This window comes from Yoonia sp. TsM2_T14_4 (genome assembly GCF_049602355.1).
In the GTDB taxonomy this organism is placed as follows: domain Bacteria; phylum Pseudomonadota; class Alphaproteobacteria; order Rhodobacterales; family Rhodobacteraceae; genus Yoonia; species Yoonia vestfoldensis_A.
Genome location: NZ_CP187137.1, coordinates 769428 through 791597, shown reverse-complemented (window position 1 = coordinate 791597; position 22170 = coordinate 769428). Strand labels below are relative to the sequence as shown.

General features: G+C 61.6%; 24 protein-coding genes. 7 read left to right on the top strand and 17 right to left on the bottom strand.

The genetic code is table 11. The features are described from left to right. Positions 1-89 precede the first annotated feature (89 nt). Positions 90-554 (top strand): nickel-responsive transcriptional regulator NikR, encoded by a 465-nt coding sequence (gene nikR / locus ACPF9B_RS03765; protein WP_007205308.1) that lies wholly within the window; start codon positions 90-92, stop codon positions 552-554. On the opposite strand, the gene arsJ is transcribed toward nikR, so the two are convergent. From arsJ to ACPF9B_RS03730, 7 genes are all read right to left on the bottom strand, one after another. Next, entirely contained in the window at positions 538-1773 is a 1236-nt protein-coding gene (gene arsJ / locus ACPF9B_RS03760) for an organoarsenical effux MFS transporter ArsJ (protein WP_424180346.1), read from the bottom strand. The genes nikR and arsJ overlap by 17 nt on opposite strands. Positions 1774-1790: 17 nt before the next feature. Further along, positions 1791-2789: an ArsJ-associated glyceraldehyde-3-phosphate dehydrogenase gene (locus ACPF9B_RS03755; RefSeq protein ID WP_424179319.1), complete on the bottom strand. Its 999-nt coding sequence runs from the start codon at positions 2787-2789 to the stop codon at positions 1791-1793. A 2-nt stretch (positions 2790-2791) separates the two neighbouring features. Continuing rightward, positions 2792-3619, bottom strand: coding sequence for a helix-turn-helix domain-containing protein (locus tag ACPF9B_RS03750; protein ID WP_424179317.1), 828 nt, complete (start codon positions 3617-3619; stop codon positions 2792-2794). A 77-nt stretch (positions 3620-3696) separates the two neighbouring features. Beyond that, positions 3697-4314, bottom strand: coding sequence for an ABC-type transport auxiliary lipoprotein family protein (locus ACPF9B_RS03745; protein ID WP_040482826.1), 618 nt, complete (start codon positions 4312-4314; stop codon positions 3697-3699). 4 nt (positions 4315-4318) lie between these two features. Further along, on the bottom strand, positions 4319-6013 hold the full coding sequence (locus ACPF9B_RS03740) for an MlaD family protein (RefSeq protein WP_007205313.1): 1695 nt from the start codon (positions 6011-6013) through the stop codon (positions 4319-4321). Next, entirely contained in the window at positions 6013-6810 is a 798-nt protein-coding gene (locus tag ACPF9B_RS03735) for an ABC transporter ATP-binding protein (protein WP_007205314.1), read from the bottom strand. The genes ACPF9B_RS03740 and ACPF9B_RS03735 overlap by 1 nt, the downstream gene beginning before the upstream one ends. Further along, positions 6810-7952 (bottom strand): ABC transporter permease, encoded by a 1143-nt coding sequence (locus ACPF9B_RS03730; protein WP_424179313.1) that lies wholly within the window; start codon positions 7950-7952, stop codon positions 6810-6812. Before ACPF9B_RS03730 ends, ACPF9B_RS03735 begins: the two co-directional genes overlap by 1 nt. Before the next feature lie 174 nt (positions 7953-8126). On the opposite strand from ACPF9B_RS03730, the gene ACPF9B_RS03725 reads away from it, so the two are divergent. Beyond that, positions 8127-8978 carry a universal stress protein gene (locus ACPF9B_RS03725; protein ID WP_424179311.1) on the top strand — a complete coding sequence of 284 codons (852 nt, stop codon included), beginning with the start codon at positions 8127-8129 and terminating at the stop codon, positions 8976-8978. A gap of 45 nt (positions 8979-9023) precedes the next feature. Here ACPF9B_RS03725 and ACPF9B_RS03720 read toward each other — a convergent pair whose 3' ends face one another. Together ACPF9B_RS03720 and ACPF9B_RS03715 are read right to left on the bottom strand one after the other, a co-directional pair. Then, positions 9024-9350 (bottom strand): phasin family protein, encoded by a 327-nt coding sequence (locus ACPF9B_RS03720; protein ID WP_424179309.1) that lies wholly within the window; start codon positions 9348-9350, stop codon positions 9024-9026. 73 nt (positions 9351-9423) lie between these two features. Then, positions 9424-10149, bottom strand: a complete 726-nt coding sequence (locus ACPF9B_RS03715; protein WP_347360059.1) for an endonuclease/exonuclease/phosphatase family protein — start codon at positions 10147-10149, stop codon at positions 9424-9426. Between the two features lie 39 nt (positions 10150-10188). On the opposite strand from ACPF9B_RS03715, the gene ACPF9B_RS03710 reads away from it, so the two are divergent. Then, positions 10189-10851 carry a hypothetical protein gene (locus ACPF9B_RS03710; protein WP_424179307.1) on the top strand — a complete coding sequence of 221 codons (663 nt, stop codon included), beginning with the start codon at positions 10189-10191 and terminating at the stop codon, positions 10849-10851. Positions 10852-10860: 9 nt separating this feature from the next. Here ACPF9B_RS03710 and ACPF9B_RS03705 read toward each other — a convergent pair whose 3' ends face one another. From ACPF9B_RS03705 to ACPF9B_RS03695, 3 genes are read right to left on the bottom strand one after another with little or no spacing between them, the layout of a single operon-like run. Further along, complete coding sequence (locus ACPF9B_RS03705; RefSeq protein ID WP_007205320.1) at positions 10861-11622, bottom strand: ABC transporter permease; 762 nt, start codon at positions 11620-11622, stop codon at positions 10861-10863. Next, entirely contained in the window at positions 11619-12419 is an 801-nt protein-coding gene (locus tag ACPF9B_RS03700) for an ABC transporter ATP-binding protein (RefSeq protein ID WP_007205321.1), read from the bottom strand. The genes ACPF9B_RS03705 and ACPF9B_RS03700 overlap by 4 nt, the downstream gene beginning before the upstream one ends. Beyond that, entirely contained in the window at positions 12416-13420 is a 1005-nt protein-coding gene (locus ACPF9B_RS03695) for an ABC transporter substrate-binding protein (RefSeq protein ID WP_007205322.1), read from the bottom strand. Before ACPF9B_RS03695 ends, ACPF9B_RS03700 begins: the two co-directional genes overlap by 4 nt. 289 nt (positions 13421-13709) lie before the next feature. On the opposite strand from ACPF9B_RS03695, the gene ACPF9B_RS03690 reads away from it, so the two are divergent. Beyond that, positions 13710-14012: a hypothetical protein gene (locus tag ACPF9B_RS03690; RefSeq protein WP_007205324.1), complete on the top strand. Its 303-nt coding sequence runs from the start codon at positions 13710-13712 to the stop codon at positions 14010-14012. Positions 14013-14045: 33 nt separating this feature from the next. On the opposite strand, the gene ACPF9B_RS03685 is transcribed toward ACPF9B_RS03690, so the two are convergent. From ACPF9B_RS03685 to ACPF9B_RS03665, 5 genes are all read right to left on the bottom strand, one after another. Then, positions 14046-14789 (bottom strand): L,D-transpeptidase, encoded by a 744-nt coding sequence (locus ACPF9B_RS03685; protein ID WP_007205325.1) that lies wholly within the window; start codon positions 14787-14789, stop codon positions 14046-14048. Positions 14790-14916: 127 nt separating this feature from the next. Further along, positions 14917-15933, bottom strand: coding sequence for a zinc-binding alcohol dehydrogenase family protein (locus tag ACPF9B_RS03680; RefSeq protein ID WP_424179303.1), 1017 nt, complete (start codon positions 15931-15933; stop codon positions 14917-14919). Positions 15934-15948: 15 nt separating this feature from the next. Beyond that, positions 15949-17130: a CaiB/BaiF CoA transferase family protein gene (locus ACPF9B_RS03675; RefSeq protein WP_424179302.1), complete on the bottom strand. Its 1182-nt coding sequence runs from the start codon at positions 17128-17130 to the stop codon at positions 15949-15951. A 539-nt stretch (positions 17131-17669) separates the two neighbouring features. Further along, entirely contained in the window at positions 17670-18791 is a 1122-nt protein-coding gene (locus tag ACPF9B_RS03670; protein WP_424180344.1) for a Gfo/Idh/MocA family protein, read from the bottom strand. Positions 18792-18802: 11 nt separating this feature from the next. Next, positions 18803-19510 carry a GntR family transcriptional regulator gene (locus ACPF9B_RS03665; RefSeq protein WP_007205329.1) on the bottom strand — a complete coding sequence of 236 codons (708 nt, stop codon included), beginning with the start codon at positions 19508-19510 and terminating at the stop codon, positions 18803-18805. A 103-nt stretch (positions 19511-19613) separates the two neighbouring features. Here ACPF9B_RS03665 and ACPF9B_RS03660 point away from each other — a divergent pair, with 103 nt between their 5' ends. From ACPF9B_RS03660 to ACPF9B_RS03650, 3 genes are read left to right on the top strand one after another with little or no spacing between them, the layout of a single operon-like run. Beyond that, complete coding sequence (locus ACPF9B_RS03660; RefSeq protein WP_424179300.1) at positions 19614-20771, top strand: LLM class flavin-dependent oxidoreductase; 1158 nt, start codon at positions 19614-19616, stop codon at positions 20769-20771. Further along, a complete protein-coding gene (locus ACPF9B_RS03655) occupies positions 20771-21661 on the top strand; it encodes an aldo/keto reductase (RefSeq protein ID WP_007205331.1) in 891 nt (296 codons plus the stop codon). The genes ACPF9B_RS03660 and ACPF9B_RS03655 overlap by 1 nt, the downstream gene beginning before the upstream one ends. After that, positions 21661-22170, top strand: a complete 510-nt coding sequence (locus ACPF9B_RS03650; RefSeq protein WP_007205332.1) for a flavin reductase family protein — start codon at positions 21661-21663, stop codon at positions 22168-22170. The genes ACPF9B_RS03655 and ACPF9B_RS03650 overlap by 1 nt, the downstream gene beginning before the upstream one ends.

The following is a 22170-nucleotide window of genomic DNA, read 5'->3' as shown; positions in this document are numbered from 1 at the left end:
AACGCGGCATGCGTGTGCCTTTTGCAAAGAACGTTGCCCTTGGCGCGGCTTTGCCCGATGCTGCGGCCAGCAACCGCAGGTAAGCCCCGATGAAACGTATCACGATGACCCTGGACGACGATCTTTTGGCGGCGGTCGATGCGCATATGGATGCCTCTGGTGCCACCAACCGGTCAGAGGCGATCCGCGATCTGGTCGCGCGCGCGCTGGCACCACAGGCACCGTCCGATGCCGCCTGCTTTGGCATTGCCAGCTATACGGTCGAACCCGACATCCGCGATCTGGCCCGCAAGGTGCCACAGGTCCGGCAGGACCATCACGACCAGTTCGCCGCTGCCCTGTCGGTGCCGGTGGATCATGCCACATCGCTCGAAGTGGCTGTGCTGAAAGGATCAGTGGCCGAGGTGGAAACCATCGCTAATGCGCTGTTTCTGGAACGCGGTGTGCGGCATGGCCGTCTGGCGCTGGTGCCGGTGGTGGTCGAGGATCACAGCCACGCCCATGGCAACGGCGCACCGCACCGGCACGCCCGCGTCGTCAACCGGTTTGCGTGACCGACCGCTCCAGCCTGCCTGCCGCCAGCGCCGACAATGCCACCATCACCGCCGCCGCGCCCAGCATCAGCGCCAGCCCGCCCGCCTGATAGGTCAGCCCCGACAGCAAGGTGCCTGACAGCCGCCCCGCCGCATTGGCCATGTAATAGAACCCCACATCCATCGTGACCCGTTCAGCCTTGCTGAAGGACAGGATCAGATAGGAATGCAGTGCGGAATTGACCGCAAAGATCGCGCCAAACACCAGCAGCCCCAGCACCAGCGTCACCGTCAGCCACAACTGCGGACCCGTGGACAGCACCACCGCCGAGGTCAAGATCGCAGGCACCGCTGCAAGCCCCCAAGCCCATTGCCGCGCCGCCCCGATCAGCTCTGCCGCGGGCCGCGTGTCCGCGCGCAACAGCTTGGGCGCGGCCGCCTGCACGGCCCCATAAAGGATGATCCAGACCGCCATAAAGGTCCCGATCATGAAAAACGCGGTCCGGTTGCCCGCGACGGTCCCGTCCGACAGCACCGCATAGAAATAGATCGGGATGCCCACGACAAACCAGATGTCACGCGCGCCGAACAGGAACACGCGCGCCGCACTCAGCCAGTTGACGTTATGGGATTTGGAAAAGACTTCGGTGAATTTGGCACCCTTGCGCCCTTTGGGCAGACCGGCGGGCATGAAGGCCAGCACCGCCAGCAAGATCACCGCCAGCACCGCAGCCATGGCCAGCACCGCCGCCGTGAAACCCAATGTCGCCAGCAGCACCGCCCCCAGCAGAAAGCCAAGACCCTTGACCGCGTTTTTTGATCCGGTCAGCAAAGCCACCCAGCGGAACAGACCACCATCGGGGGCCAGTATCTTGACCGCGGATTTGGACGCCATCTTGGCCAGATCCTTGGCCACACCGCTGGCCCCCTGCACCAGCATGACGAAAACAACCGATGTGCCGATGGCCCAAGTCGGGTCAAGCTGCGCCAGCGCCAGCAACGCCAGCACCTGCAACCCCAGCCCCAGATAAAGCGTCAGGGTCAACCCGAACCGTGCCGCGATCCAGCCTGCGGACAGGTTCGTCACGATCCCTGCGATTTCATACAGCACGAACAGATAGGCCAACTGCACCGGCGAAAAGCCCAAGCTGTGAAAGTGCAACAACACCAGCATCCGCAGCGCGCCATCGGTCAGCATGAACGCCCAATAGGATGCGGTGACCGCGATATAGGCGTTCATCCCTGCGGCGCGGGCCGTCACAGCGACGCCCCGACCATCAAGGCCACATCGACCAGCCGGTGCGCATAGCCCATTTCATTGTCATACCAGACGTAAAGCTTCACCTGCGTGCCGTTGACCACCATGGTGGACGGCGCATCCACGATCCCTGACCGCGTGTCATTGGTATAATCAGCGGAGACCAGCGGCCGTTCCTCATAGCCAAGGATGCCTTTCAGCGGGCCGTCGGCGGCGGCCTTCATCAGCGCGTTGATTTCTTGCGCCGTGGTCGGACGTGGGACCTCGAACACGCAATCGGTCAATGATCCGTTCAGCAAGGGCACGCGCACGGCATGGCCGTTCAGCCTGCCGGCCAGTTCGGGATAGATCAGCGTGATCGCGGTCGCGCTGCCCGTGGTCGTCGGGATCAGCGAATTGAGCGCAGAGCGCGCACGGCGCAAATCCTTGGCAGGCCGGTCGACGATGGTCTGGGTGTTGGTGACGTTATGGATCGTCGTGATCGACCCATGCGTGATGCCGATCCCGTCCAGCAGCACCTTGACCACCGGCGCAAGGCAGTTCGTCGTACAGGATGCAGCCGTAACGATCTGGTGCAATTTCGGATCATAAGCCTCTGAATTGACGCCATAAACGATATTTGCTGTCGGCCCGTCCTTGACGGGTGCGGACACCACGACCTTTTTCACCCCCGCCGCGAAATAGGGAGCGAGTTTCGCTGCCGTCTTGAACACGCCGGTGCAGTCGATCACCACATCGACACCGTCCAGCGGCAAGGCGGCAATGTCCTTGGTCCCGATGAACGGCAGCCGCGTGCCGTTGATCGTCAGGCTATCCGCGTCATGGGCGAAATCGGCATCCCAGCGGCCATGCACCGTGTCGAATTCCAGCAGATGCGCCTGCATCGCAGGATCGCCCACAGCATCATTGATCCATGCAATCCGCGCACCTTTTTCCAACAATGGTCTGAGCGCGAGCTTGCCAATCCGGCCAAGGCCGTTGATCGCATAGGTGGTCATGATCATATCTCCGACGGGGATTGCGCGATCTGATCGACCGCTTTTTGCAGCGACAACCGGTCAAGGCTGGCGATGGGCAGGGCTGTGAACAGCTTGATCCGGTTGGCCAAGGCCCCGTAGGCACGCTGGAAGGCAAGGCTTTTCTCGGCATCCGTGCCGGTGGCCTTGACCGGATCGGGCATGCCCCAATGGGCGCTGACGGGCTGGCCGGACCATGCAGGGCATTCCTCGTTCGCGGCTTGGTCGCAGACGGTAAAGACAAAATCGAACACCGGTGCATCCGGCCCCATGAAGGCTCCGACATTCTTGGATTGCAGCAGGGTCACATCGTGGCCTTTTTGCTGCAAGACTGCCAGCGCGAAGGGGTTCAGTTCTGACCGTGGCAAAGTGCCTGCCGAATGGGCGATGAAACGATCACCCGCCTCTTTGCGCAGGATCGATTCGGCAAAGATCGAGCGGGCGGAATTCCCGGTGCAGATGAACAGCACGTCATACTTTGTTCGTGTCATGCGATCATGTCCAAGTGGCGCGGGTGCGCAAAGGTCGGGCCTGCCCCGACAACAATCATTGAAAAGGTAATCAAAGGTCTGGTTCACCGCTGCCATAGCGATGGAATATTGCAGCGATGTGGCAGCACGGTCCTGTGTAACCAGACCGGCCTGCATCAGCGCGGACAGATAGGCCGACAGGGTCGATGGCTTGATATCCAGTGCCTGCGCCAACTCGCCCGCTGGCACGCGGTCGGGATAGCGCCGCATCAACAGGCGGAACACGGCCAGCCGCTGGGGATGGCCAAGGGTCGTCAGGCGGGTGCTGATATCTTTTTCCATATTTCACGAATATACGAAATAGAAAACACAGCAAGCCGCTTTGCGCAGTTTTACAAAAACTTCACAGGGCGGTCCTGTCAGGCGCGGTCCAGCACCCAATCGGCCATAGCGGGCAGCAGCGCATCCACCAGTGCCTGAAACCCCGCGACGATGGCGGCAGGGCTGTCACCGGCGACAGGCACCGACTGGCTGAACCGGCGCGAGCCGATCACCCGCTGGTCGCGGTCATTCAGCACGGTCAGGGTGATATCGATCGCAGCCACAGGCATGCGATCCGCACCAATGGTCACGTCGAACGCATCGACGCGGGTCAACAGCGCGCTGTCTGGCACAGGCCCGCCTTCCGCTGGTCCGACATAGCCGATCCGGCCCGTGCCAGAGATCGCCCGCACCAAAAGCGACTGCACCACACGGGGCAGTTCAGACGTCCAGCGCCCATCGGGCAGATAGGTGATCGCAGCCGCATCGGGCCGGACCAAGATCCGGTCCGTGCTGATCGCCGCGGTCGCATCTGGCAAGGCGACCAACAAGGTCCGCCGCGTCTGGCGCCCTGTCGTGCCGCCGCTGGGCGGGATCAGGTCATAGGTGTCCAGCGCGGTACCCGCCGCATTCAGCGCCGACACGGCACTGCATCCGCCCAGGGCCATAGCCCCACCGAACATGGCCAGTCTGCGTGTCAGTTGGATTGGGGTCATGATGTCATCTCCGGTATTCGGGAACGCGGTTGTCGAGGATGAAGCCCGCAGGATCGTTTCCGATCCGCCGCGTCAGCGTATTCAGCGTTGCAACAAGCCCGCGCGCCTCGGTGGCAAGGCGGCTGAGTTCGGTCAAGCCGCCAGTCGAGAAATCGCTGATCCCCGGCGCCGCTTGGGCGACGGCATCCTGCACCTGCACCATCACTTGATCGGCCCGCGCGATCAACGCGCGCAGATCGGCAGCGATGGCCGGCACGTCGGCGGTCACATCCTCGACCGCGGTGCTGATCCGTTCGGCGGAGACGCGCAGATCGGACAGAACCGGCCCAAGGTCGGTCTGCAACACGTCATTGGCGGTATCAAAGGTTGTCTGCGCCGACCCCAGCGCGCCGTCCACCACCCCCAGCGTGGTATTCAGCGCCGCAAGGGATGTCTGCGCCTGCGCGATCAGATCGGTGGCGGCGGTCAATGCAGCCTGGCCATCATCGGCCAAGGGCGTCAGCCGCCCGGTGAAACCTGTCACATCGGCGGCCACATCCTCGACCGCGACAGAGGCTGTCTGCACCGCGCGGCGCACATCGGCCACGATCAACGGCAGGTCGGTATTGACCACGGTTTCCACGGTGGCCACGGCGGCGCGCACTTCGGCGATCAAGGCGGCACCGTCGCCTTCGACCAGCACCTCCAGGCTTTCGGACGCAGTTGTGACGGCGTCAAAAGCAATCGTCGCATCGGCCAGCGTTGTTTCCAGCTCGACCAAGCGCGCGTTCAGCAGCGCCGCGGTTTCCCCAAACCCGTCCAACGTCCGGCCCGTGCGGGTCTGAATATCCTGCACCGCCGCATTCGTTTGCAGCACAGTCTCGGACACCTGCGCAAGGATCATCGGGATCTGCTCACGCAGCAAGTTTTCCGCCAGCGTAAATGCCCCATCCGCACGGTCCAGCATCGGGCCGGTCGTGTTCAGCACCACATCGGCGGATACAAACGCCTGTTGCACGGCAACCAGCGCGCTGTCGGTGCTGCGCAAGGTGATTTCCACCGCCTCGCCGATTGTGTCCAGCCGTTCGGTGAACTGGGTGATCTGCGCGGTCGCATCCCGGACCGTGCCGCTAATTTCGGAAAAATCGCTGAGCGCCTGATCCAGCCGGCCCGTGGTGCGCGACAGGTTGCGCAGGATATCCGCGACCAGCGCCTGATTTTCTGCACCCGCAAAGCCCTGCACCTGCTGCAACAAAAGCCGCGCCTCGGCCAGAAGGTTCGGCGCATCCTCGACCAGCGCCTGCACCGTGGACCGTTTGGAATCGATGATCGGCAGCCCGCCTGCGAATGTGTCGATCGGCGCAGCCACGCCATCGGTCGCCGAAAGCGAAATAAAGGCGACCCCTGTCACCCCCTGCGATTGCAGCTGCGCGATCGTGGCGGTGCTGACCGGCGTGGCTGCGTCAACCTGAATGATTGTGAAAACCTTGGACGGATCATCCTCGAAGATGCGCAACCCGATCACAGACCCGACCGCGATCCCGTTATAGGTGACCGCACCCGCAGCATCCAGCCCGCTGACATCATCAAGCAAGATGCCATACGTCACGTATTGCCGGTCCAGCTGGACCGAGGCGAGCCAGATAAAAAACCCCAACGTGCCAAGCATGGCCGCCAGCGTGAAAATCCCGATCAGGATGAAATTGGCACGGGTTTCCATCACTCAGTCTCTTTCGGCTTGGCCACCGGGGTGGCGGCCCTTGCGCGCGGGCCGTGGAAATATTCATGCACCCAAGGATGATCAAGGGCCAGCATCTCTTGCATCGTGCCGACGGCAAGCACTTTTTTATCGGCCAGCACCGCGATCCGGTCGCAGATCGCGTGCAGACTGTCCAGATCATGGGTCACCAGAAACACCGTCAGCCCCAGTGATAGCTGCAATTGCTTGATCAAGGTATCGAAAGCCGCGGCGCCAATCGGGTCAAGCCCCGCCGTCGGTTCATCCAGAAACACAATTTCGGGATCAAGTGCGATGGCGCGGGCAAAACCCGCCCTTTTGCGCATCCCCCCTGACAATTCAGACGGGTAATTGTCCTGCGCCTTGTTGGGTAGCCCGACCATCCGCACCTTGATGCCCGCCAGCAAGGCGCGCAGATCGTCATCAAGGTCCAGTTGTTCGCGCATCGGCGCTTCGACGTTCTGGCGCACGCTCAGCGATGAAAACAGCGCGCCATCCTGAAACATGACACCCCAGCGCCGCCGCAGCGCGCGGTAATCATCGGCATCGGTGTCGCGCACATTCTGGCCGAACACCTCGATCTGGCCTTCGGCGGGTTTGAGAAGCCCGACGATGGACCGCAACAGCACCGATTTGCCGGTCCCCGACCCGCCCACGACGCCGATAATCTCGCCGCGTTTGACATCAAGGTCCAGCCCGTCATGCACCACGGTCGTGCCAAAGCGCGTCACCAGCCCCCGCACACGGATGATCGGATCGATGTTGGGATCGCTTGGCATCACACCCCCACAATCGCGAAAAAGATCGAAAACAGCGCATCCGCCACGATCACCATGAAAATCGCCATGACCACTGATGCAGATGTCTGCCGCCCCAGGCTTTCGGCGTCGCCGCCCACCTTCATGCCTTGGTAACAGCCGATGATCCCGATGATGAGCGCAAAGACCGGCGCCTTGATCATGCCGACATTGAAGTGCCAGACATCGGTATTGCTGACCAAGCGTGCCTGAAACACCGCGGGCGACACGTCAAGTTCGATCCATGACATCAACGCGCCACCAAACAGCCCCGATACATTGGCGATCAGCCCCAGCGCGGGCAACATCAGCACCAGCGCCAAAACGCGCGGCACAACCAGAATCGCGACCGGATCAAGCCCGAGCGTGCGCATGGCGTCGATTTCCTCGCGCATTTTCATTGACCCGATGGCGGCGGTAAAGGCCGACCCCGACCGCCCCGCCACAATGATCGCGGTCAGCAGGATGCCCAATTCGCGCAGGATCGAAATGGCGATCAGGTCTACCACGAACACCTCGGCCCCGAACTGGCGCAATTGCGCAGAACCCTGGAACGCCAGCACGACCCCGATCAAAAACGCCATCAGCGCCACAATCGGCACAGCCTGCAGGCCGACCTGCTGGCAATGATGCACGACAGAGGTCAGCCGCAATGCGCGCGGATGCCGGATTACCCGCGCCATGGCGGCGATGACCTGGCCAAGAAACGACAGCATCTCCAGTGCGTGACTGCCCGCCAGCGCAACACGGCGCCCTAGCGTTTCAAAATGGTCCACCAGCCGCACCGCCGGCTTTGCGCCTGCAGCTTTCGGTGGCAGGTTGGTGCGCACGGCTTCGATCAGCAGGGTCTGCGCATCACTGGCCCCGGTGATCACCGACGCCGCACCGGCAGATGTCCGGCCTGCGAGATCCAGCAAGAACCACGCACCAGCCGTATCCATATGCGACAGCTGCGCGATATCGACCACCTCGGCCCGTGATGCCTGCTGCGCGATCAGGTCGCGGTCCAGATGCTCAAAGCTGTCGATTGTCAGCCGCCCCTGCACCGACAGCCGCTCGCCGTCGCTGTCAAAGCGGACTTGGCCGGACATATCCGGTGCGGTTTGCAATCGGGTGGCGGACATGTTTTCCTCGGATCACGGGGCGGGCGGCACTGCCCTTGGGTCGCATATCGCCACGAGCTGGGCAAGCGCGGGCTGCACTGCTGGTTGATTTGCGTCAAGGCAGCATCCCCGCCGATCTGCGATGCATAAAGAACGTGCGATAGTGTCGCGCGCTGCAACATAAAGGAAATCACCATGGACCGTTTGACAGCCCTGATCGTCGTCGATGCCACCTGTTCCGACGACCGCATCCGCCATTATATCACCAGCCTGCCCGCAGATGGCGTGCATCTGTCGGTGCTGGTGGTCGGTGCCGCCCCGTCCCTGCCGATGTGGGCCTATGGGTCGGCGCCTTACGGCCCGATCATCTTTCCAGAAAACTGGCACGAAACCTATCAGGCCGGCGGCAGCGACGTCGCTGATCGCGCCGATGTGATCGAAAAACTGTTGCAGACGGCGGGTGTCGCCGGTGATGTCACCTCTGCCTATGGCGAAGCCTCGGTGTTGGATGACCAGATCGCGGCCCGCGCGGCGCTGTGCGATGTCGTGCTGATCGATCCGGCGCTGGCAGATGCAAGCCTAACATTCCAACAAACCCTGGAAGGGGTGCTGTTCAAAACGCCGGTTGCTGTCGCGCTGAACGCGGCGGGGGTCGATCGGGTGCTGCAAGCCAAGCACCCGATGCTGGCGTGGGACGGCAGCCTGCCTGCGCTGCGCGCATTGCACCGCGCCTTGCCGATCCTGCGGCAGGCCGCACAGGTCACCATCCTTGTCGTTGATCCAAATCCACATGGACCAGAAGGCCAGAACCCCGGCAGCGATGTCGCCACTTGGCTGACGCGGCATGGCTGCACCGTCACCTTGCAACAATCGCCCAGCGCGGGGCAGGATACCGGCAGCTGCATCCTGGCCCGCGCGGGTGAAATCGGCGCCGACCTGATCGTGATGGGCGCCTATGTCCATTCGCGCGCGCGCCAGCGTATTCTGGGTGGCACCACGCAGATCGTGATCAGCCAGACAGATCACGCCGTCCTGCTGTCGCATTGAGCGGGCAGCGCCGGGTCTTGGCGTCCGGCGCTGGTCCTTGGCAGGTCAGTCAGCGACGGGGTGCTGTTCTGCCGCCATTTTGCCGGTGATCGTGATCAGCTTGCCGGTTTCGGCCTGATACTGGTCAATCGCTTTTTGGATGAACGCGGCCTGCACATGCTGGGCCTCGGCCAGCGATTTGCAACGCAACAGGGCCTGCTGCAAGTCAAGATCTTCTTTGAAACGGGCCGTGACGAAGGTCGCAAGCGCGGTGCTGACCTGTGTCATGATCGCGATCCATGCGGGGTGCATCCAGGTTGCGGCAGGTGCCACGGCTGCCAGCGTGTCCAGCACGTCGGGCGCAAATCCGTCTTTGTTGGTGTCTTTGGTCATCGCGGGTCCTCCTTGGCGGTTGGGATGCGCGATGATGCCATGTATCGCGCGCCCTGCCCTTGACCTGCGTCAATCAGGAGGCGCGGGTGATCAGCACATCACCCCAGATCGGCAGATGGTCCGAGGCACGCAGGCTTTGCCGTGTCTGCACGACGCCACCATCGGTCAGCGTCAGGCCACGGCCCAGCGCGATCCGGTCCAATGCGGCCATCGGCATGGCGGCATGAAACGATTTGCCCGGCGCATGGACGGTAAAGTCGGCGCGCAACGGGTCCAACCCGCGCGTGGCCGACCATTCGTTGAAATCCCCCAAAACCGCCGTGGGCCGCCCGTCAGGGGCGACCGCGGCGCTGATCGCGGCCAGCTGGCGCTGGCGATGAAACCGGGTCAGGCCCAGATGGGTGGCGATCACGCTGAACGGCCCACCTGCATCCATGTCGATGCGCAAGGCCCCGCGCGGTTCCAACCCCGGCAGGATCAGGCGTTTGACATCCGTCACAAGACTGCCGCGCCGGACCAGCACCGCATTGCCGTGCCAGCCCAGACTGTCGCCCTGCGTGGTGACCGGAACCAGATCGTAATCCGTGTGTTGCCTGATCATATCGGGCGACAAGGCCCCGGGCCTGCCGCGCCATCTGAAATCCGCCTCTTGCAAGGCGATGACATCGGCGTCGAGGCCCGCCAGAATATCTACGATCCGGCCCGGATCATAGCGCCCATCAACGCCTTTGGCCTTGCGGATGTTATAAGATGCCAGCCGCAAGGGGCGTGACTTGTGAGTGACGGGTAACATACCCATGATATAGGCACGCCCTGCGCGGATGAAAGAGACAGCAAAATGACCCAAGCGTCAGAGCATAACAACACACGCATGCGGCTGATGGCCCCGATCTGGGTCGCGCTGGCGCTGGCCGCGGTCTGGGCCGCATCGCAAGGCTGGTGGCCGCTGGCGGCGATGTCGACGCTGGCATTTTTCCTGTCGATGGCGCCGATCCTGCTGGCGTCGCGGTACAATATCGCGCTGCCGCTGCCGTTTCTGGTCGCCACGGTTGCTTTTATCATCGCCTCGCTGATCTTTGGCGAGGTTTTCGACATCTATTACCGGATCTGGTGGTGGGATATGGCGCTGCATGGGTCGTCCGCAGTGGCGCTGGGGATGATCGGCTTTTTGTTCATCTATATGCTGTTCGCCGGTGACAGGTTCGCCGCGCCGCCCGGTGCCATCGCCTTTTTGTCCTTTACCTTTGCGCTAAGCATCGGTGCGGTCTGGGAGATTTTCGAATATGGGATGGACCAATTATTTGGCATGAGCATGCAGAAAAGCGTCGATGACACGATGATTGACCTCATCACCGATGCCATCGGCGCGGTGATGAGCGCGCTGGCGGGCTATGCCTATCTCAAAGGGCGGTCAGCCGGCGTATTGGGGCGGCTGATCCGCGATTTTATCAAGCTGAACAGGCATCTTTATGCAAAAGGCCGGTCGCGCAACGACAAATAGACCCTTGCGCTAGATGTTGCTGCGATCCGCCCATCCTGCAAAGGTTTTTTCCAGCGCGACCACGATATAATACAGCAAGATCCCCAACAGCGCCAAGGCGATCAGCACAGCAAACATCAACGGATAGTCCGAATTGGTCTTGCCGCTGTCGAACAGCGCCCCCAGACCGCGCCCATGCGGCGACACGATTTCCATCAAATTGGTGCCAATAAAGGCCAGTGTGACCGATACTTTCAACGCGCCAAAGAATTCGGGCAGCGTCTTGGGCAGCGCAATTTTCCAGAAAATCGTCGATTGCGATGCACCCAAGGACCGCAGGATATCGCGGTATTCGGGTTCCAGCGTGGACAGCCCGATCGAGACCGACACCGCGATCGGGAAGAAACTGATCATGAAGGCGATCAGCACCGTGTTGAAATCGTGCCAGCCCACGAACATCAGCGCCACGATCGGCACCACAGTCGCCTTTGGCACCGCGTTAAAACCGACCAACAGCGGATAGAGCGCATCGCGCATGGTGCGTGAAAAGCCCATGACCATGCCCAGCGCCGTGCCGAACACGACCGCCAGCAACAACCCCGCCACCGTACGCCACAGGGTCTGCCAGCCCATCGTCAGGAACAATTCCCAATATTTGGCATAGGCGGGGGGCAGATCGCTGGGCGCGGCCATCTTGAACGTGGGCCAGCCCATGACCCAGACCAAAGCTTCCCATGCTGCCAAAAAGATCAGCAGCGCCGCGACCGGCACATAGACCTGCCGCGCGGTCATGCCGATGCCTCGGCGGGGACGCGGCCTTGGGCGACCTCGATCTGGTGGCGCAGGGTGTTGAGCATGGTTGCAGCCTCGGGGGTATAAAGATGGTCCAGCGTGCGCAGGCCGGTATCGGGGATATCCAGCACATATTGCGTGCGCGCAGGCCGGCCCGACAGGACCACGACCTGATCGGCCAGAAAGATGGATTCGCGCAGATCATGGGTGATCAGCACGCCGGTAAAGGGTTCCTCGGCCTTCACGCGGTGCATGATCTGCCACAGGTCTTCGCGGGTAAAGGCATCAAGCGCGCCGAAAGGTTCATCCAGGATCAACACCTCTGGCGCATGGATCAGCGCACGGCACAGCGACGCGCGCTGTTTCATGCCGCCGGACAGTTCGGACGGGCGCTTGTTTTCGAACCCTTCCAGACCCACCAAGGCCAGCAATTTGCGCGCGCGGTCTTCGCCCTGCGCGCGGCTCAGCTTGGTTGGCACGATTTCCAGCGGCAGCAGCACGTTTTGCAGGATCGTGCGCCATTCCAACAGCACGGGATTCTGGAACGCCATGCCAACATTCGACCGCGGGGCGGTGATGCGGGTGCCATGCACCCGCACCTCGCCCTGATCGGGGATCAAAAGGCCCGCGATCAGCCGCGTCAGGGTGGATTTCCCACAGCCCGACGGGCCAACAACGGCGACAAAGCCCCCTTCCGGCACGGACAATTCAAGCCCGTCCAGGACCGGCAAAGGGCCAGAGGCGGTGCGATAAGCATGCCGCACCCCCGTGATGTCAATCAGGTTATCCAAGGTCATTCGGCCAGTGAGAATCCGCCCTCGGGCAGATAGGCGCTGGTGAAATACATGGATGCATCTGGCGTGTTGACGAACGCATAGGTCGTGGCGATCTGCTCTATCGCATTGGCCATACGTGCGTCATCGATGATGCCGAACCCGTTGGCCATGACCCAATCGGTCGCCACATTGTCCTGAATGGACAATTGCAGGCGGCGCAGTTCCAACGCTGCATCAGCAGCTGGGTTACGTTCGATCAGCATCGGGATCACGGCTTCGGGGTCTGCGATGGCGGTGGCCCAGCCTTCGGCGACACCTTGCAGAAAGTTGGCGACCACCTCGGCGTTGGAGGCGGCGAAATCGGTATTCACGATGATCACATTGCCATAAAGATCGACACCGTGATCGGCCATCAGCAGCGTGACCAGATCATCCTCTGGCACGCCCAGACGGGCGGTGTTCAGGTAGGATGTGAACGAAAATCCGGTGATCGCGGCCACATTGCCTTCGGCCAGCATCGGTTCGCGCGTTGGAAAGCCCACGGGTTCCACGGTGATTGCCGCGGTGTCCAACCCATTTTCAGCCGCAAAGATCGGGAATTGCGCCCAGGCACCATCAGGTGGCGGCGCGCCCAAAATCTTGCCTTCAAGGCTTTGGGGCGTGTCGTCGATCCCGAGCGAGCGCCGCCCGATCACCGCGAAAGGGGGTTTGTCATAGATCATCATCGCGCCGATCACGGGCGCGCCGGGGTTCTGGTCCAGAAACTTGATCAGGCTGTTGATATCGGCCATGCCAACAGGAAATGCACCTGTCGCGACCTTTGGAATCGCGTCAAGCGACCCGTCACCGGCGGAGACCGTGACATTCAGGTCAAGGGCCGCGAAATTGCCATTATCGATGGCCGCAAAATAGGGCGCGGCCGGCCCTTCGAAACGCCAGTCGAGCGTGAAAGGCAGATCAGTCTGTGCGTGAACGGCAGATGCCCCCGTCAGCGCGACAACCAAAAAAGTACGATTGAACATCTTTTTTCCCCGTTGATGGTTTAATCCTAACAGACACAGACTTTCTTGCGCCCGACAAAGACACCAGCCGCCGTGGCGCATGCTGGTCAAGCCCACGCCATGTCGAACATGATTTGCCTGATTGTTGTGCAGTTTGCCACAAAAGCAAGCAAAAACTATACGGACGATCAAACCACGCCCTGACAGAAAAAATAAAGATGTTGCGCGCCCACTGTTGCGCATTGGCAAAGGTGGTGCCACTCACGCGACAGCCAAAGGGTCTTTGGCCAAGCATAACTGGAGGATACAGATGAATATTCGGTCAAAACTGCTGCTGTTGGCAGGCATGTCACTGGCAGCCTGCACCGAAATGGCAACGACCGGCACTGCATCGAACGGGTCACGCTTTCTGCCCGACCTGCCCGAAAGCGTGCGTGCGATTGCGGCACCGGGACAGAACCTCGACCAGGTCGTGTTTCTGGAAGACGACAATTGCTATTGGTATGAACATGCAGGCCCGGTCGAGACCACCTTGCTGCCGTTGCGCACCGCGCGGGGCAACGCGATCTGCGCCGAACAACCCACAGCGCCGGCAGCACCCGCCGCGACCTGACCCCTTTGGCTGCGCCGCAACGGGCGCAGCCGCCTAGCTGCGGGCGGTGATGTCGTTTTCGGTGGGATAGAGAATGGCGCTGACGCCGGTGTTCACCTCTTCATACAGCCCGATGATATGGGCCATCACCATGCGCACACAGCCCGAACTGGCCCGCCCGCCAATCGACCGCGGGCTGGGGGTGCCATGGATGCGCAGATAGGTGTCGCGGTTGCCATCAAATAGATAGAGCGCCCGCGACCCCAAGGGGTTATCCGGCCCGCCGTCCATCCCGTTGGCATGCTGGGCATAGGTTTCAGGGTCACGTTCAATCATCGCATCGGTCGGCCGCCATGTCGGCCATTTCGCCTTGCGGCGGATCGTGTAGGTGCCGGGTTCGTACAGATTGCCCCGCGCGATCGCCACGCCATAGCGCATCGCCGTCCCGTCACCGCGCACATGATACAGATAGCGCGCAACCGCATCGACGTGGATGTCACCGGCGCGCAAGCCGTCATTGGCCTGCACCAGCGTTGGCAGGAAACGCGGGTGAAACCCCCAGGGGTTCGACGTCATCGGATCGTAATTCGCAGGTATGACGCGCCGGTCCCAGCCCGCCCACATTTCTGGCGGGGATACTGGCGGCGGCGGTGGCGGCAGGTCAGCGAATTCCGGCAAATCGGCTGCGATCTCGCCCTGTGTCAGCGTGTCGATGGCCGGCGCAGCCAAGGTTTGCGCCGCAATCGGCTGTGAAAACAGGGCAGCGCCTGTCACGATAAAATGGCGGCGGTTCAGCATGGTTTTGGTCCAACTCTGGCGTCAAAAATCAATTTATGTCTAGGCACGGCCCAAGACCCTGACAAGGGTTTTAGGGTACAAGTCTTTACACAGCCTTGCGACGTGGTCTTGATGGAACACTGCGCAATCAGGATTGTTCCAGCACGATCTTGCCCTTGGCGGTGCCGGTTTCGATCATCGCATGGGCCTTGCGCAGGTTTTCGGCGTTGATCGGGCGCAGGACGGTATCGAGCGTAGTCCGCAACCGGCCCGCGTCGATTTCATCCGCGACATAGGTCAGCAAATGATGCTGCGCGATCATGTCGGGGGTCTGGAACATCGCGCGGGCGAACATGAATTCCCAATGCAGGCTGGCAGCCTTGGTTTTCATCGCGGCCATAGGCAGCGGCACATCGGTGTTGTCGATGGACACGATCCCGCCTTGCGGGCGGATCAGTTCGACCGCAGCCTCCCAATGGCGCATGTCGTTGAACACGGCGATATGATCGACATGATGCAGCCCCAGCGCGCGGACCTGTGCCACCATATCGGCGTGATGGTCGATCACATGATCAGCCCCCAGTGCGGTAACCCAAGCGACGGTTTCAGGCCGTGACGCAGTGGCGATCACGACCAGCCCTGCCGCCTTGGCCAGCTGGATGCCGATAGACCCGACGCCGCCCCCTGCCCCGATGATCAGGATGCTTTGGCCCGCATCCGCCCCGTCACGGTCGATGCCCAGCCGGTCGAAGAAAGATTCGTAAGCGGTGATCGTCGTCAGCGGCAAGGCCGCAGCCTGCGCAAAGCCCAAGGTCGCAGGCTTGCGCCCGACGATACGTTCATCAACCAGCTGGAATTCCGTGTTCGAGCCTGACCGCGTGATGTCGCCGGAATAATAGACCTCGTCGCCCACAGCGAACAGCGTCACATCCGGCCCCACGGCCGCAACAACGCCTGCGGCATCATAGCCCAGCACGCGCGGCGGGTTCTCAACCACGTCAGCACCCTTGGATTTGCGCACCTTGGTATCGACCGGATTGACCGACACCGCCTTGACCGCGACCAGAATGTCGCGCCCGGTTGGCACGGGTTGGGGCAGATCGACATCGACAAAACAGGCCGGATCGCTCACCGGCAGGTAACGGGTCAGGGCGACGGCTTTCATGGTTTTATCCTTTGGTCAGTCATCAAGGCTCAGTTGGGCGAGTATCTCTTCGCTGTCCTGACCGCAATGCGGCGGCGGCAAACGGTATGTCACAGGCGTGCGCGACAGTTTCAGCGGATTGCCCAACAGCCGGACCTGGCCTTTTTGTACATCCGCGCGCGGCATCGCCACGACCATGTCGCGCGCTTGAGCCTGATCCGACCCAAGAGCCAGATCAATGGTGTTGACGGGGCCGACGGGCACCTTGCGCGCCTCCAGCCCTGCGATCACCGCAGCCAGCGGGCGCGCAGCCAGCCGTGGGCCGATCACTGCAAGCAAGGCATCGCGGTTCTGCGTGCGCGCCAGATTGGTGGCAAAACGCGCATCGGTGACAATATCCGCACAGCCCAGAAAATCGCAAAACCGCGCGAACTGGCTGTCATTGCCGACCGCGATGATCGCATGGCCATCGGCCACGGCAAAAACGTGGTAGGGGACAATATTGGGATGCCCGTTGCCACGGCGCTGCGGCAGATCGCCCGATTCAAGGTAATTGGTGCCTTCGTTGATCAACCAAGCCAATTGGCTGTCCACCAAGGCGATGTCGATATGCTGGCCTTCGCCGGTGTGTTCCTTGTGGCGCAAGGCGGCCAGAATGCCCACAGTCGCATACATGCCGCACATCACATCGGCGACACCGACGCCGACCTTCATCGGCGCGCCGTCAGGTTCACCGGTTAGGCTCATGATACCGCCAAAGCCTTGGGCCATCAGGTCATAGCCCGGTTTGTCGCGGTTCGGGCCGGTCTGCCCAAATCCCGAGATCGAACAATAGATAAGCCCCGGCTGGCGCGTCAGCAAATCGTCCGGCCCCAGACCGTATTTCGCCAACCCGCCGGGTTTGAAGTTTTCGACAACGACATCGGCAGACCGCGCCAGCGCACGGACCTGCTGCTGGCCAAGCTCTGTGCTGATGTCGATGCTGACGGATTTCTTGTTGCGATTGGCGGCCATGAAATAGGCCGACAGATCGGTCGGTTGCCCGTTTGTGTCACAGACATTGGGCGGGCCCCATCCGCGCGTGTCGTCGCCCCCTGTCGCGGGGTTTTCGATCTTGATCACCTCGGCCCCCAGATCGCCGAGCAACTGGGTGCAGGTCGGCCCCGCCAGAATGCGGGTCAGGTCCAGAACCCTGATCCCGTCGAGTGCGCCCGCCATGCCTGCTGTCTCCCCTGATCATACCTGCGTGACTGTCTTTGGCCGCTGCAGCTTCGTCAAGGGCTGGCCAAGGCGGCGGGCGGTGGCGGGGTGTTGTTTACACCTTAAGAGTGTATTTTTTCCACAACAGGCGCATCCGGATCAAGCGCAGGACGGATCATGGGCCAAGGCCGGATCACGCAGGCGGCGGGCAGGCGCAAGCGTGTCTTGAGGCGGCGCAAGGCCGTTGAAAACACGCCACAGATTCGCCACAATTCGCCTTATTTTTACCATATTTTAACGCTTTACCGCGTGAAACTCATGTAATCTATTCCGTGACACAACGTCACTTTGGTGAAACCTGTCCTTTAGGTAAGGTTTCCGGAAAGGCATGCATGAAAGGCATTGACCGACTGAAAATGGATGCCGTAAAACACAACCAAGCCGCGTGTATGAGTAAATTTTGTATTAAGTTTTGCGGATTGCGGACGCCGGATCGGTGGCTGCTGATTTGCTGGCAGGACCTGGTCTTGCCAGCAAAGTTTTTTCCCTCAAATCCGCTATAGCCCGGCCACCTGCGCCGTCGTGACCGGCGATTGCGGCAGGCTGACCGCCTGCCCTGTTCGCGCGCTTTGCTGTGCGGCCATGCCGATGGCGACAGCCGCTGCCCCGTCCTGCACCGTTACCTCGACCGCGCCTTCACCGCGCACGACAGCATTGAACCGCTGGTGCTGATAAAACGTCGATCCATTGTGATCGCCTGCCTCCAGCAAGGTGGGATCGACCGGAATTTCGGATATGAACGGGCCTTTGGGGTCACGCGGGCTGATGATCAGCTGCGGCACGGGAGGCTCCCCCAGCGCCAGCGGCCAGAACCGGCCAGGCCCCGGCACAAGCGCCTCGATCTTGCCGAGGGGGCCGACGGCGCTGATTTCTTCTTGATAGCGTGATCCTTCGGCGAACATGCACAATTCCAGCATCGCACGCGACCCACGCGCGAAATCGACGATCACATAGGCATTGTCCCAAATATCCGGCGCCTGCCCGTCATAGCGTTCGTCAATATGGTTCACCGCCTGCCCTGCGCTCGCCATGACGCGGACGGGTTCGTCCTGCATGATCAGGCGCATCAGGTCGAAGAAATGACAGCATTTTTCAACCAAGGTGCCGCCGGTCTTGGCGTTGAACCGGTTCCAGTCGCCGACCTTGGGCAGGAACGGAAAGCGGTGTTCGCGGATCGTCAGCATCCGCACACCGCCCGTGGCCGCCTCGGCCTGCGCGACCAGCGCGGCAACGGGCGGCATATAGCGGTATTCCATCGCCACCCAGACAGGGTGCGGGTAAGCGGCGAACAGATCATCCACCAGCGCCGCATCAGACGGATTGGTGAACAGCGGCTTTTCACACAGGATCGGCAAAGGCCGCGTCGCCACGATCTGCTGCAATTGCGGGACATGCAGGTAATTGGGGCTGACGATGACCACGGCATCCAGATCGGCAAAGGCCAGCAACGCATCAAGGCTGTCCGCGACATGCGCGCCGCCCGCCAACACCGCCGCCGCCTGCGCGAGCTCTGGCACAGGATCATAGACCACGCAAACCCGCCCATGCGGCAACAGGTTGATATTCATGATATGTTCGCGGGCCATCATGCCGCAGCCGACCAGCCCGTAGTTCACCATTTGCACGTCGTTCACCCTTTTCCCATGCGCGAGATATATTGCGCCCGGTCCGCATCGAACCAGGTGCGCGAAAACTCGACAGGCACGCGGCCTGCCAGATATGAATTGCGTTCGATGTAACCGGCCACTGCCCCTGGCGGCAGATGAAAATCGGGCGGCGTCCAGTCGGGCAAAGGCGCGACACCAATCCGGTCCTCGGCCGCCGCGATCACCAGCCCGAGCCGGTCGCGGTAAAACAGATACAGCGAATCGATCAGGTCCTGTGGCCCGATGGCGGGCGCATAGCCCCCGTCGAGCCAGATTTCCTCCAGCCCGACCAGCACGCCCCCCAACCAGCGCAAGCGCCTGATCCGGTGCCCTTGCGCATGTTCGCCGAATGGCCGTGCATCCGCAGGTTTTGCCAACAGATCGACCGACAGCACCTGCGCCGTGGGCAAACCGCCGCCGCGTTTCAGCTCTAGCCGGAAAAAGGCGTAAACGGAATCGACCGCCTCGAGCTTGCGCACATAATTGCCAGACCCTTGAACGCGCTGGAGTAACCCCTTGGCCGCGACATCGGCCAGCGCCTTGCGCAATGTGCCGACAGCAACGCCCAAAGTCTCTGCCATCTCGCGTTCGGGGGGCAGGCGCGCGCCATCGGCCAGATGTCCGGCAGCGATTTCGCGGATCAGCATTTCGCTCAGCTGCACGAATTTCGGCAAGGCAGAGGGTGTCGCCATGGCCCTGCCCCTCCCCGGCGCGCCAGCTAATTGATACACTATTGTTGCACATATCTGGCCATGCTACGCAAGTGCAAAGACAACGTCCTTGGGAGGGGAATCAATGAGCGTCGTGCCCGTCACCAGCGCCGATCTTGATGCGGCAGAGGTGTCCTGGTTTTCCGCCCTTTGTTCGGATGATTACCAGTTTCTGGGCGTGCCGGACGGCGATCTGCGGTCGTCATGGGACCATTGCCGCGACATCGCCCTGACCGCCGAGGCGCAGGGGTTCCGCAACATACTTGCCCCATCGTCCTATCAGGTCGGGCAAGACACGCTGTCTTTCGTGGCCGGCATGGCGCCCTTGACCGACAAGATCAATTTCCTTGCCGCCATCCGCTGTGGCGAGGTGCAGCCGATCATGCTGGCGCGCACGATTGCCACGCTGGACCATATGCTGCAGGGGCGGCTGACGCTGAACGTCATCAGCTCCGATTTCCCCGGTGAAGTGGCCGATAGCAAATACCGCTACAGGCGCAGCCACGAGGTCGTGGAAATCCTGCGTAAATGCTGGACGCAGGACGAGGTCAGCCATGACGGCGAAATCTACCAGATCAGCAAACTGCCTACCGACCCCGCCCGCGCCTATCAGCAAAACGGCGGTCCGCTGCTTTACTTTGGCGGCTATTCGCCCGATGCCTTGGAACTTTGCGGCGCGCAATGCGATGTCTATCTGATGTGGCCCGAAACCCGCGATGTGCTGGCGCAGCGGATGAAGGATGTCCATGCAAGGGCCGCCGCCCATGGGCGCACGCTGGATTACGGGCTGCGCGTGCATATGATCGTGCGCGATACCGAGGCCGAGGCCAAGGACTATGCCGATTATATCGCCAGCAAGCTTGACGACGAATACGGCAAGCTGATCCGCGACCGCGCCCACGACAGCATCAGCCTTGGGGTGGCGCATCAATCGCGCGCGCGCGAACTGGCGGATCAATTCGGTTATACCGAACCGGGGCTCTGGACTGGCATTGGCCGCGCGCGGTCGGGCTGCGGGGCGGCTTTGGTCGGATCAACCGACCAGATCCTGTCCAAGATCGAAGACTACCAGAAAATGGGCATCCGTGCTTTCATCTTTTCAGGCTATCCGCATATCGCCGAGGCCGAACATTTCGGCGCACGGGTGATGCCACATCTGAAAACCTGCTCGCTGCCGCATGCCTATGGGCGCGTGCCAACCGCAACACCAGCCACGCCCTTGGGCATAGGACAACGCCGCTAATGCAACGCATCCAGATCACCAATGACCTTTCCTTCAGCCGCATCATCTATGGCATGTGGCGGCTGGGCGATGATACCGACACCAGCCCCAAACATGTGCAGGCCAAGATCGAAACCTGCCTGGCCCAGGGCATCACCACGATGGATCAGGCCGATATCTATGGCGGCTACATGGCCGAAGAAATCATGGGCCATGCGCTGCGCGCAGCCCCCGCGCTGAAACACCAGATCGAGATTGTCACCAAATGCGATATCATCGTCTCTGCCGGGCGCTATGCCGGGGCGGGGGTGAAACATTATGACACGTCAGCGGCGCATGTGACGGCCTCGGTCGATCATTCGCTGCGGCTGATGGGGGTGGACCGGATCGACACGCTTTTGATCCACCGGCCCGACCCGCTGATGGACCATCACGACACAGGGGCGGCGCTGGATGCGCTGGTCGCATCCGGCAAGGTGCGCAGTGTCGGCGTGTCCAATTTCAAACAGCATGACTGGACCCTGCTGCAATCGGCGATGCAAACGCCGCTGATCACCAACCAGATCGAATTGTCGCTGACGGCCCATCAAGGGTTCACCAATGGCGATGTCGCCTATCTGCAAGAACGCAGCGTGCCGATCATGGCGTGGTCGCCCCTTGGCGGCGGCGCGCTGATGACCGGCACCGGGGCTGTGCAGGACGCACTTGCCGCCGTGGCCGCTGAACAAGCTGTGGACAGCGCAGCCGTTGCCGTCGCATGGTTGCTGGCGCATCCCGCCCGGATCATGCCTGTGATGGGCACCAATGCGATTGGCCGGATCAAAACCCTATCTGACGCATTGAAAGTCACGATGGACCGTGAGACCTGGTTCAAACTTTATACCGCAGCCCTTGGCCAGGAAGTCCCCTAATGCCCCAGACATTCGACCCGCAGACCGACAGCACCCGTTTTCGTACGGCCCTCGGGTCCTTTACGACCGGCGTGACCGTCATCACCACAGATAGCCCCGAAGGCGCGATCGGGATCGTCGCCAACAGCTTTGCCAGCGTCTCGCTCGACCCGCCGCTGGTGTTATGGTCGCCGGCGAAATCCTCCAAGCGCTTTGAGCATTTTGCAGGCGCGCGGCGCTTTGCGATCCATGTCATGGCCGCCGACCAGCGCGATATCTGCGCGGCCATCCTCGAGTCAAAGACAGCAATCCGCAATGTGCCAACGCATCTGTCGCATTGCGGCATGCCGATCATCGCAGGCGCACTTGCCACGTTCGAATGCAATCTCGAAACCAGCCATGATGCAGGCGATCACGTCATCATCGTCGGCCGCGTGACCAAAGCCCATCACACCGAAGGCCAGCCCCTGACCTTTCATGGCGGCCAATACGGAACCTTCGCACCACACCATCCACCATCTTCAGAGTAA